This is a genomic window from Pseudomonas sp. CFII68 (assembly GCF_000416195.1).
GTDB classification, from domain to species: domain Bacteria; phylum Pseudomonadota; class Gammaproteobacteria; order Pseudomonadales; family Pseudomonadaceae; genus Aquipseudomonas; species Aquipseudomonas kilonensis.
This window is the reverse complement of sequence record NZ_ATLN01000085.1, coordinates 15,147-29,739: the sequence shown is the minus strand read 5'-3', so window position 1 is coordinate 29,739 and position 14,593 is coordinate 15,147. Positions and strand designations below refer to the sequence as shown.

The window sequence follows — 14,593 nt, the reverse complement described above, 5'->3', positions numbered from 1 at the left end:
ATGTGGTGGCCAGGGACTCTGATTGGAGCCGGGGCGGGCTTTGCCATAGCCAGCATCCCGGGGGCCATGCTTGGGGCGTTGTTGGGACAGGCACTGGATCGGCGCCTGAACCTGCAGGGCTGGGCGCAGGTACGTGAGCGCCTGGGGGGACGTCCGGCGTTACGCAACGATGAGTTGTTGTTTGTATTGCTCGGGCGTCTGGCGAAAAGTGATGGGCGTGTGGTCGATGGCCACATCCAGCAGGCTCGTCAGGAAATGCGTGCGCTGGACTTGAGCGAATCAGCGCAGCGCCGGGCGATCGCGGCGTTCAACCGGGGCAAGTCCGGAAACGATCGCTTGCGCGGTTACATGCGCCGCCTGGCCGTTCAGCCCCATGCGGCTGAAGGGGTATTGCGCGCGTGTTGGCGGATGGTCTGGGCCGATGGGCGTGCCGGTGTCACCGAGCGAGAACTGGTGACTCAGTGGGGCCGGTGGCTGGGCTGGACGCCGCAACAGGTCCAGGCGCTGGCGGCTGATTACGAGCCGCAGAAACTGTCGCGGCCCAACAGTGGTGTGACCTACCAGGAAGCAATGCGCTTGCTGGGGGTTTCGGCCACCAGCGAACCGTCGCAGATCAAGCGCGCTTATCGTCGCCTGCTCAGCCGTCATCACCCGGACAAGATTGCCGGCAGCGGGGCAACGCCCTTGCAGGTGCGTGAAGCCACCGACAAAACCCGAGAGCTGCATAACGCCTATCGACTGATTCGCGAGCGGCGGGATTTTCGCTAGCCCACTGCCCCCTGTGGCGAGGGAGCTTGCTCCCGCTCGGCTGGGGTAGGAGCTGCCGAAGGCTCGGGCCGCGTTCGGACGATCTTTTGATCTTGATCTTTCGCTTGATATTCAACTGGTCTTGGAAAGATCGCAGCCTCGCTTCGCTCGGCAGCTCCTACAGCGCGGTCCAGCGGGAGCAAGCTCCCTTGCCACGGTGAAGGGGGCAGAGCCAGCCCTTACTCCCCCGTCCTCTGCGGATTCAACCAACCCCGAACCCGACGAAACAGCTGTTCTTGCTCCGCCGCCTGGTTCGGCAGGGCCTTGAGGGACACCTGGCTGAAGGTCGAGCCTTTCAAGCGTTTGCTCGCCTGCAAGCGCTCCAGCGCCGCGTTGCGATCCAGCGGCTTGTCCATGTAGAAAATGTCGGCGGTCGCCAGTTTCAAGGTCGGGGTCAGTTCGGCCAGGGCGGGCTTGGCGGTAACCGGGGTCTGGGCGGCCACCATCACGAAGCGTTCGACTTGCGAGGGCTGCCGCTCACTCAAGTAACGTGCTGCCCAATAGGCGCCGGTGCCATGGCCCAGCAGCACGATGCGGCGTGCGCTTTGCTGTTCGGCGTAGGCCAGCGCGGCATCGATACGGGCGAAGATGCGCTCGGCGTCGGCCTTGGCGTGTTCTTCATCGGTTGGGGCAACGACTGGATCTATCGCATCGGCTTCGCCACCGGCGACCTGTTCGATCGGTGCCGCAGTGGTGGCGTCCGGTGCTGCGGCAGCGGTGTCGGCCGGCTTGGTCTCAGGTGGTGCTTGCACCACGCGCGGTGCAATGACGTCGCTTTGCAGGTCCGGCAGGGTGATACTCAGGCTGCTCCATTCAACATCGGGCAACTTTTTCCGCAAAGGGCCGATAACTTGAGGCCAGTCAGCTGTTTCGCCAGCACCGGGGATTATGATGACTGCGCCCCTGGGATCACTGGTATTGGCCGGTTTCCACAGCGCCAGGAAGGTATCGCTGCCAGTCTGCAACTGTTGCTGTTCCTGGACCGGGACTTTTCGTTCAAGTGCGCTCGCTTCTTCCTGGCTACGCTCGAGCAAAGGCTGGCGCTCGACGGGTTTTTCTTCGGCAGGTTGCTCGGCGGCGGGGGCCGTTTCGCTGGCCTGTACAGAAAAGGCACTTGGCAGGATCAGCGACAGGCACAATGCTGGCAACGCCAGGCGATAAACAGAGGGCATCGGATATTCCATGACCAGAAGTATTTCCGGCAGCCTAATGGGTTGGTCAGTATTTGTCAGTGCATGAGACTTCGATGATGCGTTTTTGCTGCCTGTGGGTTATCGGCTGTTTATGGCTTCCCTTGATGGCGTGGGCCGCGCCCGCGCCCGCGCCGTCGGCGCACGGGGTGCAATTGAATGCAGGGCAGCGCCAATGGCTGGTGCAGCATCCGCAATGGCGGGTTGGCCTGGTGTTGCAGGCGCCCTATGCGCAATACGACCGGCGCTTGCAGCGTTTGTCCGGCACCAACGTCGAGTTGATGCAATGGCTGGGCAAGGCGTTGAACGTCGAGCTGACCTGGCGCAATTTCCAGGACGTGGCGCAACTGGAAGCCGCGGTGCGCGCCGGCGAGGTGGACATTGCTCCGGGCCTGACCCAATCCCCGGGCGGGCTCAAGCTCTGGCAGTTTTCCGATCCCTATATGCGCGTGCCGCAATTGATCGTCGGCGCGCAGAAGGGGGCCGAAGGGGTGGAGTTGGAAAAACTCGACACCCAGGCCCGGGTCGCGGTGCGCATGCCCAGCGCCATAGCCGATTACTTGCGCAGCAACTACCCGGCGCTGAATCTGCAAGGTGTGCCGATGGAGCGCGAAGCCCTGCAATTATTGCTGACCCAGCAGGCCCGATATGCGGTGGTCGACGAGGCACAACTCGGGCGGCTGATGGTCGAGCCCGAATTCGCTGAGCTGGCGGTAGTGGGCGACATTGGCCTGCCGCAGTTGCTGCGGGTTGCCACGCGCCGGGACTGGCCGGAACTGGCCGAGATCATCGACAGCGGTTTGCAGGCGATCCCGGCCAAGGATCTGGAGCAACTGCACAGCCGTTGGCTCAAGCCAAAATACCCACGCCTGACCGAGACCCCGGGCTTCTGGCAGAACCTGACGCTGTTGATTCTGGTTCTACTGCTCAGCAGCATTGCCATCGTGTTCTGGCAGCGCCGCCAGCAACGCGCACTGGAGCGCCGTCTGCGAGCCGCGAAGGAGGACATCGTCCAGCGCGCTGCCAGCGAAGAAGCCTTGCGCCTGACGCAGTTTTCCATCGATCAAAGCACGGTCGGCATCCTTTGGGTCAATTGGGACAGCCACGTGCGTTATGCCAACCGAGCGGCCGAAACCATGCTCGGCTACGCCTCGGGCGCGATCATCGACCGCCCTTTGATCGACTTCGAGCCGGGCTTGCACATGGATCGCTGGCTGAACCTGTGGAAGCGCGCCCGGGCCAGTGACGACGGGCCGCAGAGTTTCGAGACCGAATGCGTGCGAGCCGATGGCAGCATCCTGCCGGCTGACGTTTCCCTGAGCTTCCTGCGTTTTCGCGACGCCGAATACCTGGTGGTCTACCTCAACGACGTGACCGAACGCCGACGTGCGCTGGCGGCGTTGCGCGAAAGCGAAGCGCGGTTGCAAGGCATCGCCGCCAATGTGCCAGGCCTGGTCTTTCGCCTGGAGCGGGCGCCGGTGACCGGCCAGATCGACTTTGCCTACATCAGCGAGGGCAGCGAAAGCCTGGTGGGTTATTCCCCCGCGACCTTGGCCCGCAGCGACACCGGGCTGCGCAGCCTGGTGCACCCGCAGGACAAGGCCGATTACCACCGTACCCAGGACCAGGCGCTGGACACTGACAGTGACTGGTCATGGCAGGGCCGCATCCTGACCCGCGAAGGCCAGGAGCGTTGGGCCGAGATCAAGGCGATCACCCGTCGTCTGGAAGATGGCGCCTACGTTTGGGACGGAATCGTCTGGGACATCACCGAAAGCAAGCGCATCGAGCTGGAACTGGCCAGCTCCCGGGAGCAGTTGCGCGAGTTGTCGGCGCACCTGGAAAGCGTGCGGGAAGAGGAGAAGGCGCGCATCGCCCGGGAGGTCCACGATGAGCTGGGTCAGATGCTGACGGTGTTGAAGCTTGAAACGTCCATGTGTGAATTGGCCTACGCACAACTTGATCCGGGCCTGCATGAGCGGCTTAACAGCATGAAGCGCTTGATTGCCCAGTTGTTCCAACTGGTGCGGGACGTGGCGACGGCCTTGCGCCCGCCGATCCTGGATGCGGGCATTGCCTCGGCTATCGAATGGCAGGCCCGGCGTTTCGAGGCGCGTACGCAGATCCCGTGCCTGGTGCAGGTGCCGGACAACCTGCCGCCCCTGAGCGACGCCAAGGCCATTGGCCTGTTCCGGATTCTCCAGGAAGCGCTGACCAACGTGATGCGCCATGCCCAGGCGCATACTGTAGAGCTGACGCTGGTTCAGGACGACGACGAATTGTGTCTGACCGTCAGCGACGACGGTGTAGGATTTATTGCCGATACGGGTCGGCCAACCTCCTTTGGCCTGGTCGGCATGCGTGAACGGGTGTTGATCATGGGCGGGCAGTTGACCCTGGAGAGTGAGCCGGGGGAGGGGACGACCCTGTCGGTGCGGGTGCCGTTGCAGGAGGCCTGATGGGGTGGGTTGCCTGGGCGGGCCCAATCGCGAGCAAGCTCGCTCCCACATTGATTGAGATGTAGATACACCCTGTGGGAGCGAGCTTGCTCGCGATGAGATCCTGAATCTGGAGAACAATGTGATCCGTGTACTGGTAGCCGAAGACCACACCATCGTCCGCGAAGGCATCAAGCAGTTGATCGGCCTGGCCAAGGATCTGGTGGTGGTGGGGGAGGCGAGCAATGGCGAACAGTTGCTCGAAACCTTACGGCATGTGCCCTGCGAAGTGGTGCTGCTGGATATTTCCATGCCGGGCGTCAACGGCCTGGAGGCGATCCCACGGATCCGGGCGCTGAACAATCCGCCGGCCATCCTGGTGCTGTCGATGCATGACGAGGCGCAAATGGCCGCCCGCGCCCTGAAGGTCGGCGCCGCCGGCTACGCGACCAAGGACAGCGACCCGGCCTTGCTGCTCATGGCGATTCGCAAGGTCGCGGCTGGCGGGCGCTACATCGACCCGGACCTGGCCGACCGCATGGTCTTTGAAGTCGGCCTGACCGACACGCGACCGCTGCACTCGCTGCTGTCCGAGCGTGAATTCTCAGTCTTCGAACGCCTGGCCCAGGGCGCCAACGTCAACGACATCGCCCAGCAACTGGCCCTGAGCAGCAAGACCATCAGCACCCACAAGGCGCGGCTGATGCAGAAGCTCAACATCACCTCATTGGCGGAACTGGTGAAATATGCGATGGAGCACAAGCTGCTCTAAGCCCGCCCACCATCCTTACTGTGGGAGCGGGCTTGCTCGCGAAGGCGGTCTGACATCCAACACATGTGTCGACTGATACACCGCCTTCGCGAGCAAGCCCGCTCCCACAGGGGAATGCGTTGGCATATCCATTTGCGACACACCCCAACAGCGCTTTTTGCCCCTACTTGCGGCTTGCCGCTTAAAACGCGCCACTGCATTTACCCAATCCCGCCATCCCTGTAGGGCAATCCCTACCCCGACTCTTCCATCCCGCTGAGGTGATTCTCTCCTGCGTCCCGATTTGCGCGGGCCCCAGGCTCCACTAGGCTTGACTCACAAGCAGTCATCAATACAAAAGGTGCGGGTATGAGCCAGGTCGATTCAAGCGCGGGGGCCAGTGATGTACTGGTCAGCTTTCGTGGTGTGCAAAAGAGCTACGACGGCGAGAACCTGATCGTCAAAGACCTCAACCTGGATATTCGCAAAGGCGAATTCCTGACCCTGCTCGGGCCCTCCGGCTCTGGCAAGACCACCAGCCTGATGATGCTCGCCGGGTTTGAGACCCCAACCGCCGGTGAGATTCTGCTGGCCGGGCGCTCGATCAACAATGTGCCACCGCACAAGCGCGACATCGGCATGGTGTTCCAGAACTACGCCTTGTTCCCGCACATGACCGTTGCCGAGAACCTGGCGTTCCCGCTGACCGTGCGAGGCTTGAACAAGAGCGATGTGAGTGATCGGGTCAAGCGCGTCTTGAGCATGGTCCAGCTGGACAGCTTCGCCCAACGCTACCCGGCGCAATTGTCCGGCGGCCAGCAACAACGGGTAGCCCTGGCCCGGGCGCTGGTATTCGAGCCGCAGCTGGTGCTGATGGACGAACCCCTGGGTGCGCTGGACAAGCAGCTTCGCGAGCACATGCAGATGGAAATCAAACACCTGCACCAGCGCCTTGGCGTGACAGTGGTCTACGTGACCCATGACCAGGGCGAAGCCTTGACCATGTCCGACCGCGTGGCGGTGTTCCATCAGGGCGAGATCCAGCAGATCGCCCCGCCGCGCACCCTGTATGAAGAGCCGAAAAACACCTTCGTCGCCAACTTCATTGGCGAGAACAACCGTCTCAACGGTCGTCTGCACAGTCAAACCGGCGAGCGCTGCCTGGTGGAGCTGGGGCGCGGTGAAAAGGTCGAGGCACTGGCGGTGAACGTCGGCCAGCCCGGCGAGCCGGTGACCCTGTCGATCCGCCCGGAGCGGGTGAGTCTCAACGGCGCAAGCGAACAATGTGTCAACCGCTTCTCAGGGAGGGTGGCGGAATTCATCTATCTGGGCGACCACGTCCGGGTTCGCCTGGAAGTCTGCGGCAAGACCGACTTCTTCGTGAAACAGCCGATTGCCGAGCTCGATCCCGGGCTCGCCGTCGGGGACGTGGTTCCGCTTGGCTGGCAAGTCGAGCATGTGCGTGCGCTCGATCCCCTTCTAGAGGCGAATTGATCGCCCCCTGCTGTACCAACACCAACCCTGCACGTGGAGAGAACAATAAATGTTGAGATCCCTGAAGTTCACAGCCCTGACACTGGGCATGATGGGTGCGGCAAGCGCGATGGCGGCGGGCCCGGACCTGACCGTGGTGTCTTTCGGTGGGGCGAACAAGGCGGCTCAGGTCAAAGCCTTCTACGCACCGTGGGAAGCGGCTGGCAACGGCAAGATCGTGGCTGGCGAGTACAACGGCGAAATGGCCAAGGTCAAGGCCATGGTCGATACCAAGAGCGTTTCCTGGGATTTGGTAGAGGTCGAGTCCCCGGAATTGTCCCGTGGTTGTGACGAAGACATGTTCGAACAACTCGATCCGGCCCTGTTCGGCAAGGCCGAAGACTACGTCAAGGGCGCCATTCAGCCTTGCGGCGTGGGCTTCTTCGTGTGGTCGACCGTGCTGGCCTACAACGCCGACAAACTCAAGACCGCGCCGACCAGTTGGGCAGACTTCTGGGACACCAAGCAATTCCCGGGCAAACGCGGCCTGCGCAAGGGCGCCAAGTACACCCTGGAATTCGCCTTGATGGCCGACGGCGTAGCGCCGAAAGACGTCTACAAAGTGCTGGCTGGCAAAGACGGCCAGGACCGTGCGTTCAAGAAGCTCGATGAGCTCAAGCCGAACATCCAGTGGTGGGAAGCTGGCGCCCAGCCGCCGCAGTACCTGGCTTCCGGTGACGTGGTCATGAGCTCGGCCTACAACGGCCGGATCGCCGCGGTACAGAAAGAAAGCAACCTGAAAGTGGTGTGGAACGGCGGCATCTACGACTTTGATGCGTGGGCCATCCCACGCGGCCTGGACAAGACCCGCGCCGAAGCTGCGAAGAAATTCATCGCTTTCTCGGTGGCGCCGCAGCAGCAGAAGACCTACTCGGAAAACATCGCCTACGGTCCGGCCAATACCCAGGCTGTACCGCTGTTGGCCAAGGATGTCCTGAAGGACATGCCGACCACCCCGGAAAACATCGCCAACCAAGTGCAGATCGACGTCAGCTTCTGGGCTGACAACGGCGAGCAACTGGAACAGCGCTTCAACTCCTGGGCTGCCAAGTAAACCGGTGACGGTTGTGTGGGAGCGGGCTTGCTCGCGAAGGCGTCATCACTTCCAACATCAGTGTTGGCTGACCCAGCGCTTTCGCGAGCAAGCCCGCTCCCACAGGTTTTGCACCAGTTGGGTGTTTCAAAAGAACAGAGGCGGCCCGCCGCCCCTGTAACGATCAAAGAGATTTGCGGAGTTCGCCATGGCCATCGCCGTTCCACTGAACGCGGGCACCAGCCCCACCCTCAAGCAGCGGCTCAAGCACGCCGAGCGGATCAACCGCTGGAAGGCCCAGGCCTTGATCGCGCCGCTGGTGCTGTTTCTGTTGCTGGTGTTCCTGGTGCCGATCGTGGCGCTGCTGTTCAAAAGCGTCAGCAACCCGGAGGTGGTGGGCGCCATGCCGCGCACTGTCGCCGCCGTCGCTGCCTGGGACGGACGCGGTTTGCCGGGCGAACCAGTGTACAAGGCTGCCAGTGAAGACCTGGCCGAAGCCCGCAAGAATCAGACCTTGGGCGACTTGTCCAAGCGCCTGAACATGGAACTGGCCGGCTATCGCAGCCTGCTGACCAAGACCGCTCGGGCGTTGCCGTTTGCCACCGAGCCGGCTTCCTATAAAGAAGCCTTGGAAAACCTCGATGAGCGTTGGGGCGACCCCGCGTACTGGCAGGTGATCCGCCGCAACACCAGCGACGTTACCCCGTATTACCTGCTGGCGGCCGTCGATCACCGCATCGATGACCTCGGCGAGCTGGCCCCAGCCACCCCTGACCAGGCTATTTACCTGGATATCTTCACCCGCACGTTCTGGATGGGCTTGGTGATCACCGCGATCTGCCTGGTGCTGGCCTATCCGCTGGCCTACCTGCTGGCGAACCTGCCATCGCGCCAAAGCAACCTGTTGATGATCCTGGTGCTGCTGCCGTTCTGGACCTCGATCCTGGTGCGAGTCGCCGCATGGATCGTGCTGTTGCAGTCGGGCGGCTTGATCAACAGCGCCCTGATGGCCATGGGCGTCATCGATAAGCCTCTGGAACTGGTGTTCAACCGCACCGGTGTGTATATCTCCATGGTCCACATCCTGCTGCCATTCATGATCCTGCCGATCTACAGCGTGATGAAAGGCATCTCGCCTACTTACATGCGGGCGGCGATCTCCCTGGGCTGTCACCCGTTCGCCAGTTTCTGGCGGGTGTACTTCCCACAGACCTATGCAGGTGTCGGTGCCGGTTGCCTGTTGGTGTTCATCCTTGCCATCGGCTACTACATCACGCCGGCGCTGCTGGGCAGCCCGAACGATCAGATGGTCAGCTACTTCGTCGCGTTCTACACCAATACCAGCATTAACTGGGGCATGGCCACGGCGCTCGGCGGGCTGCTGTTGCTGGCGACCATCGTGCTTTATCTGATTTACAGCTGGTTGGTGGGCGCCAGTCGCCTGCGCCTGAGCTAAGGGGAGATCGAAAATGGTGAGTCCTTACATGTCCCCCATTGAGCGGGTGTGGTTCTACAGTCTGCGCATACTCTGCGGGTTGATCCTGTTGTTCCTGATCCTGCCGGTGCTGGTGATCATTCCGCTGTCGTTCAACTCCGGCAGTTTCCTGGTGTACCCGCTGCAAGGTTTCTCGCTGCAGTGGTATCACGATTTCTTCGCCTCGGCCGAATGGATGCGGGCGCTGAAAAACAGCATCATCGTGGCTCCGGCAGCGACGTTGCTGGCGATGATCTTCGGCACGCTCGCGGCCATCGGCCTGACCCGTGGTGACTTCCCAGGCAAGGCACTGGTGATGGCCCTGGTGATTTCGCCCATGGTGGTGCCGGTGGTGATCATCGGCGTGGCCAGTTACCTGTTTTTCGCACCGTTGGGGATGGGCAACAGCTTCTTCTCGCTGATCGTGGTCCACGCCGTGCTGGGTGTACCGTTCGTCATCATCACGGTGTCGGCGACCCTGCAGGGGTTCAACCACAACCTGGTTCGGGCCGCTGCCAGCCTCGGGGCTTCGCCACTGACGGCGTTTCGTCGGGTGACCCTGCCGTTGATCGCCCCAGGCGTGATCTCTGGCGCGCTGTTCGCCTTCGCGACGTCGTTCGATGAGGTGGTGGTGACCCTGTTCCTGGCCGGCCCCGAGCAGGCAACCCTGCCACGGCAGATGTTCAGCGGCATCCGCGAAAACCTCAGCCCCACCATCGCGGCGGCGGCGACCCTGCTGATTGCCTTCTCGGTGATCCTGTTGCTGACCCTGGAGTGGTTGCGTGGGCGTAGCGAGAAGCTGCGTACTACCCAAGTCTGAGGCCAGCGTTGGTCCCTGTGGGAGCGGGCTTGCTCGCGAAAGCGGTGTAACAGTCGACATAGATGTTGGATGTTCCGCCGCATTCGCGAGCAAGCCCGCTCCCACATTGGGTTTGCGGTGTATTCATAAGCTCAATAGCTGACAACCCTCAATACCGAGCTATCCTTGTGCCAGCCCATACTCGAATAAGAGGCCGCGCACATGAGTCTTTCCTCATTCAAGATCGCCCATAAACTGATCACCGGTGCCGCTGCCATCGAGCAACTGGCGGCTGAGCTGACCCGGCTGGACGTCGACAACCCACTGATCGTGACCGATGCGGCGTTGGTCAAGTCCGGCACCGTGGAACTGGCCCTGCAACATCTGGGCGGACGGGACTACGAGATTTTCGACCGGGTCATGCCGGACCCGGAAATCGCCATTGTCGAGGACTGCATGCAAGCCTACCGCGACGGTGGTCATGATGGCTTGATCGGCCTGGGTGGCGGCAGTGCCATCGACATCGCCAAGTGCGTGGGGGTCTATGCCGGGTACCACGGCGAGCTGCAGGATATGTTCGGTGTCGATCAGGTGCCTCGCAAAGGCCCGCCCATGATTGCCATCCCGACCACGGCCGGTACTGGTTCGGAAGTCACCAACGTGGCGATCCTCTCCGACAAGGCCGCGCAGCTGAAAAAAGGCATCGTCAGCGATTATCTGTTGCCGGACGTGGCGCTGGTCAGTCCGCAGATGACCCTCACCTGCCCGCGCGGCGTCACGGCTGCCAGTGGCGTTGATGCGCTGGCACACGCCATCGAGGCCTATCTGTCGCTCAATGCTTCACCCATCACCGATGCCCTGGCGATCGGCGCAATCAAGCTGATCAGCCGCGCGCTGCCCAAGGCCTATGCCAACCCGGCTCACCTGCAAGCCCGGGAAGACATGGCCACGGCCAGCCTGATGGCCGGCATGGCATTCGGCAATGCCGGGGTCGGGGCGGTGCATGCGCTGGCCTATCCGTTGGGCGGGCGTTTTCACGTGTCCCATGGCGTTGCCAACGCCTTGTTGCTGCCGTATGTCATGACCTGGAACAAGATGGCCTGTGTCGAGCGCATGCGTGATATCGCCGAAGCCATGGGCATCAAGACCGCTCACCTGAGCGATCTCGAGGCGGCCGATGAGGCTGTGGAGGCGATGATTACGCTGTGTGCTGCCGTGGAAATACCCAAGGGCCTCAGCAGCCTGGGCGTGACCGATGACGTGATTCCCTCCATGGCGGTGGAAGCGGCGGGAATAGAACGGCTAATGCGCAACAATCCACGCCAACTGAGCGCCGCCGATATCGAGAAGATCTACCGCGCGGCGTATTGATCGATTGTCACGGTGGGCGCGCCAAATCTTGAGGTATACAATGCGCGCCATCGTGATTTCGCTCAAAACAGGTGCGTCATGCAGCCCTTCGCTATTGCTCCGTCGATTCTCTCTGCCGACTTCGCCCGCCTGGGCGAGGAAGTGGACAACGTTCTGGCCGCCGGGGCCGACATCGTCCACTTCGATGTCATGGACAACCACTACGTGCCCAACCTGACCATCGGCCCGATGGTCTGCGCGGCGCTGCGCAAGTACGGCGTCACCGCGCCGATCGACGCGCACTTGATGGTCAGTCCGGTGGACCGCATCGTCGGTGACTTCATCGAAGCCGGTGCTACCTACATCACTTTCCACCCTGAAGCCACGCAGCACATCGACCGCTCCCTGCAGTTGATCCGCGAAGGCGGTTGCAAGGCCGGCCTGGTGTTCAACCCGGCCACGCCCCTGGACGTGCTCAAGTACGTGATGGACAAGGTCGACATGATCCTGCTGATGAGCGTCAACCCTGGCTTCGGCGGGCAGAAGTTCATCCCGGGTACGCTCGACAAGCTGCGCGAAGCCCGTGCGCTGATCGATGCCTCGGGCCGTGATATCCGCCTGGAAATCGACGGTGGCGTGAACGTGAACAATATCCGTGAAATCGCCGCGGCCGGTGCCGATACGTTCGTCGCGGGTTCGGCGATCTTCAACGCACCGAACTACGAAGAGGTGATTGCAAAAATGCGCGCCGAACTGGCCCTGGCGCGCCCATGAGCGGCTTCGAGCAGCTGTTCCCCGGCAGCTTGCCGCGTCTGGTGATGTTCGACCTCGATGGCACATTGGTCGATTCGGTCCCGGACCTCGCGGCGGCCGTGGACACGATGCTGCTCAAGCTTGGACGCCCGCCTGCCGGTATCGACTCGGTGCGCCACTGGGTCGGCAACGGCGCGCCCATGCTGGTGCGCCGGGCCTTGGCCAATGACATCGATGCCCAAGGTGTCGATGATGCCGAGGCCGAGCGGGCGCTGGCGTTGTTCAATGACGCCTACGAAGACAATCACCAACTGACGGTGGTCTATCCCGGCGTGCGCTCCACCCTCAAATGGCTGAAAAAGCAGGGCGTGGAAATGGCCCTGATTACCAACAAACCGGAGCGCTTCGTTGCGCCGTTGCTGGACCAGATGAAAATCGGCCGCTATTTCCGCTGGATCATCGGCGGCGATACCTTGCCGCAGAAAAAGCCGGATCCGGCCGCGCTGTTTTTCGTGATGAAAATGGCCAACATCCCGGCTTCCCAATCCCTGTTCGTCGGCGACTCGCGCAGCGATGTGCTGGCGGCCAAGGCGGCAGGGGTCAAGTGCGTGGCGTTGAGTTATGGCTACAACCACGGCCGGCCCATCGCCGAAGAGTTTCCGACGCTGGTGATCGACGATTTGCGTCTGTTAATTCCCGGTTGCCTGGACCCGGCCGCTGAGATAACGTTGCCCGACGCTGTTCAATCCTCTTCTGGAAACGCCATCGTGGTGGTCACTCGCAAACTCTGGATGAAAGTCATGAAGGCCCTGGCCCGCTGGCGTTGGCGCGCCTGACGTGATCCTGGCCGGTTATCCGGCGCGTTTGCATACCTGACTGTCAGCTCCTCTTGCCACGAGGCACCCCATGATCCGCGAAGAATTCCTGCGTCTAGCCGCTGCCGGCTACAACCGCATCCCCCTTGCTTGTGAAACCCTGGCCGACTTCGACACACCGCTGTCGATCTACCTCAAGTTGGCCGACCAACCCAACTCCTACTTGCTCGAATCGGTGCAGGGCGGCGAGAAATGGGGCCGTTATTCCATCATCGGCCTGCCGTGCCGCACGGTGCTGCGAGTCCATGACCATCGCATCAGCGTGACCCACGACGGCGTCGAAATCGAATGCCTCGAAGTCGAAGACCCGCTGGCGTTCGTCGAAACCTTCAAGGCCCGCTACAACGTGCCGACCATCCCCGGCCTGCCGCGCTTCAACGGTGGCCTGGTGGGTTATTTCGGCTACGACTGCGTGCGTTACGTGGAAAAACGCCTGGGCACCTGCCCGAACCCCGATCCGCTGGGCGTGCCGGATATTTTGCTGATGGTGTCCGACGCGGTCGTCGTTTTCGACAACCTCGCCGGCAAGATGCACGCCATCGTCCTGGCCGATCCGTCCCAGGAAGATGCCTACGAGCAAGGTCAACAAAGCCTGCAAGCACTGTTGGAAAAGTTGCGTCAGCCGATCGCTCCGCGTCCCGGCCTGGACTTCAGCAAGCAGTCGGCGGCCGACCCGGTGTTTCGTTCCAGTTTCACCCAGGACGATTACGAACGCGCCGTCGATACCATCAAGGAGTACATCCTCGCCGGTGACTGCATGCAGGTCGTGCCGTCGCAACGGATGTCCATCGACTTCAAGGCGGCGCCCATCGATCTCTATCGGGCGCTGCGCTGTTTCAACCCGACGCCGTACATGTACTTCTTCAACTTCGGCGACTTCCATGTCGTGGGCAGTTCGCCGGAAGTGCTGGTGCGGGTCGAAGACAACCTGATCACGGTGCGGCCGATCGCCGGCACTCGCCCCCGTGGCGCCACGGAGGAAGCTGACCGGGCGCTGGAAGAGGACCTGCTGTCGGATGACAAGGAAATCGCCGAGCACCTGATGCTGATTGATCTGGGGCGCAACGACACCGGGCGGGTCTCGGAAATCGGCTCGGTGAAGCTCACCGAGAAGATGGTCATCGAGCGCTACTCCAACGTGATGCACATCGTTTCCAACGTCACCGGCCAGTTGAAGGCCGGGCTGACGGCGATGGACGCGTTGCGGGCGATCCTGCCGGCGGGCACCTTGTCCGGCGCGCCGAAAATCCGCGCGATGGAAATCATCGACGAACTGGAGCCGGTCAAGCGGGGCGTGTACGGCGGGGCCGTGGGTTACTTCGCCTGGAACGGCAACATGGACACCGCCATTGCCATTCGCACCGCGGTCATCAAGAACGGTGAACTGCACGTGCAGGCCGGCGGCGGTATTGTCGCCGACTCGGTGCCGGCACTGGAGTGGGAAGAGACCCTGAACAAGCGACGGGCCATGTTTCGCGCCGTGGCGCTGGCGGAGCAGACTTCAGGCGCCTGAAGTCCTCCCCGACAACCTGCGGCCAAGGGGCTTTTTTGCCCTGAAGGCTGTATTTAAAGCCAGTGAATTCAATAGGT

At 62.0% G+C, this 14,593-nt stretch carries 12 protein-coding genes; 11 read left to right on the top strand and 1 reads right to left on the bottom strand.

Annotated elements, in window-relative coordinates:
* Positions 1-768 carry a TerB family tellurite resistance protein gene (locus CFII68_RS13580; RefSeq protein WP_018607211.1) on the top strand — a complete coding sequence of 256 codons (768 nt, stop codon included), beginning with the start codon at positions 1-3 and terminating at the stop codon, positions 766-768.
* Between the two features lie 218 nt (positions 769-986).
* Here CFII68_RS13580 and CFII68_RS13585 read toward each other — a convergent pair whose 3' ends face one another.
* Positions 987-1,979 (bottom strand): alpha/beta hydrolase family protein, encoded by a 993-nt coding sequence (locus CFII68_RS13585; RefSeq protein WP_018607209.1) that lies wholly within the window; start codon positions 1,977-1,979, stop codon positions 987-989.
* 74 nt (positions 1,980-2,053) lie between these two features.
* Between CFII68_RS13585 and CFII68_RS13590 the strand changes: the two genes are divergently transcribed.
* From CFII68_RS13590 to trpE, 10 genes are all read left to right on the top strand, one after another.
* Complete coding sequence (locus tag CFII68_RS13590) at positions 2,054-4,456, top strand: PAS domain S-box protein (RefSeq protein WP_018607207.1); 2,403 nt, start codon at positions 2,054-2,056, stop codon at positions 4,454-4,456.
* Positions 4,457-4,577: 121 nt separating this feature from the next.
* Positions 4,578-5,207: a response regulator transcription factor gene (locus tag CFII68_RS13595; RefSeq protein ID WP_003206156.1), complete on the top strand. Its 630-nt coding sequence runs from the start codon at positions 4,578-4,580 to the stop codon at positions 5,205-5,207.
* A 348-nt stretch (positions 5,208-5,555) separates the two neighbouring features.
* Entirely contained in the window at positions 5,556-6,680 is a 1,125-nt protein-coding gene (locus CFII68_RS13600; RefSeq protein WP_018607204.1) for an ABC transporter ATP-binding protein, read from the top strand.
* Between the two features lie 49 nt (positions 6,681-6,729).
* On the top strand, positions 6,730-7,773 hold the full coding sequence (locus CFII68_RS13605; RefSeq protein WP_003206153.1) for an ABC transporter substrate-binding protein: 1,044 nt from the start codon (positions 6,730-6,732) through the stop codon (positions 7,771-7,773).
* Between the two features lie 187 nt (positions 7,774-7,960).
* Positions 7,961-9,208, top strand: coding sequence for an ABC transporter permease (locus CFII68_RS13610; RefSeq protein WP_018607201.1), 1,248 nt, complete (start codon positions 7,961-7,963; stop codon positions 9,206-9,208).
* A gap of 13 nt (positions 9,209-9,221) precedes the next feature.
* Complete coding sequence (locus CFII68_RS13615; RefSeq protein ID WP_018607199.1) at positions 9,222-10,046, top strand: ABC transporter permease; 825 nt, start codon at positions 9,222-9,224, stop codon at positions 10,044-10,046.
* 201 nt (positions 10,047-10,247) lie between these two features.
* Complete coding sequence (locus CFII68_RS13620; RefSeq protein WP_018607197.1) at positions 10,248-11,396, top strand: iron-containing alcohol dehydrogenase; 1,149 nt, start codon at positions 10,248-10,250, stop codon at positions 11,394-11,396.
* Between the two features lie 78 nt (positions 11,397-11,474).
* Positions 11,475-12,149, top strand: a complete 675-nt coding sequence (gene rpe, locus CFII68_RS13625) for a ribulose-phosphate 3-epimerase (protein WP_014340498.1) — start codon at positions 11,475-11,477, stop codon at positions 12,147-12,149.
* The gene (locus CFII68_RS13630; protein ID WP_018607195.1) at positions 12,146-12,964 is read left to right on the top strand and encodes a phosphoglycolate phosphatase; all 819 of its coding nucleotides are present in this window, start codon (positions 12,146-12,148) and stop codon (positions 12,962-12,964) included. The genes rpe and CFII68_RS13630 overlap by 4 nt, the downstream gene beginning before the upstream one ends.
* 70 nt (positions 12,965-13,034) lie before the next feature.
* A complete protein-coding gene (gene trpE, locus CFII68_RS13635; protein WP_018607192.1) occupies positions 13,035-14,516 on the top strand; it encodes an anthranilate synthase component I in 1,482 nt (493 codons plus the stop codon).
* The last annotated feature ends 77 nt before the right edge of the window (positions 14,517-14,593 follow it).

What these genes read in the sequence shown, in the direction of transcription:
- CFII68_RS13580 (WP_018607211.1), top strand. Translation starts at nt 1, where the DNA reads ATGTGGTGGCCAGGGACTCTGATTGGAGCCGGGGCGGGCTTTGCCATA.
- CFII68_RS13585 (WP_018607209.1), bottom strand. Translation starts at nt 1,979, where the DNA reads ATGCCCTCTGTTTATCGCCTGGCGTTGCCAGCATTGTGCCTGTCGCTG.
- CFII68_RS13590 (WP_018607207.1), top strand. Translation starts at nt 2,054, where the DNA reads ATGATGCGTTTTTGCTGCCTGTGGGTTATCGGCTGTTTATGGCTTCCC.
- CFII68_RS13600 (WP_018607204.1), top strand. Translation starts at nt 5,556, where the DNA reads ATGAGCCAGGTCGATTCAAGCGCGGGGGCCAGTGATGTACTGGTCAGC.
- CFII68_RS13605 (WP_003206153.1), top strand. Translation starts at nt 6,730, where the DNA reads ATGTTGAGATCCCTGAAGTTCACAGCCCTGACACTGGGCATGATGGGT.
- CFII68_RS13610 (WP_018607201.1), top strand. Translation starts at nt 7,961, where the DNA reads ATGGCCATCGCCGTTCCACTGAACGCGGGCACCAGCCCCACCCTCAAG.
- CFII68_RS13615 (WP_018607199.1), top strand. Translation starts at nt 9,222, where the DNA reads ATGGTGAGTCCTTACATGTCCCCCATTGAGCGGGTGTGGTTCTACAGT.
- CFII68_RS13620 (WP_018607197.1), top strand. Translation starts at nt 10,248, where the DNA reads ATGAGTCTTTCCTCATTCAAGATCGCCCATAAACTGATCACCGGTGCC.
- rpe (WP_014340498.1), top strand. Translation starts at nt 11,475, where the DNA reads ATGCAGCCCTTCGCTATTGCTCCGTCGATTCTCTCTGCCGACTTCGCC.
- CFII68_RS13630 (WP_018607195.1), top strand. Translation starts at nt 12,146, where the DNA reads ATGAGCGGCTTCGAGCAGCTGTTCCCCGGCAGCTTGCCGCGTCTGGTG.
- trpE (WP_018607192.1), top strand. Translation starts at nt 13,035, where the DNA reads ATGATCCGCGAAGAATTCCTGCGTCTAGCCGCTGCCGGCTACAACCGC.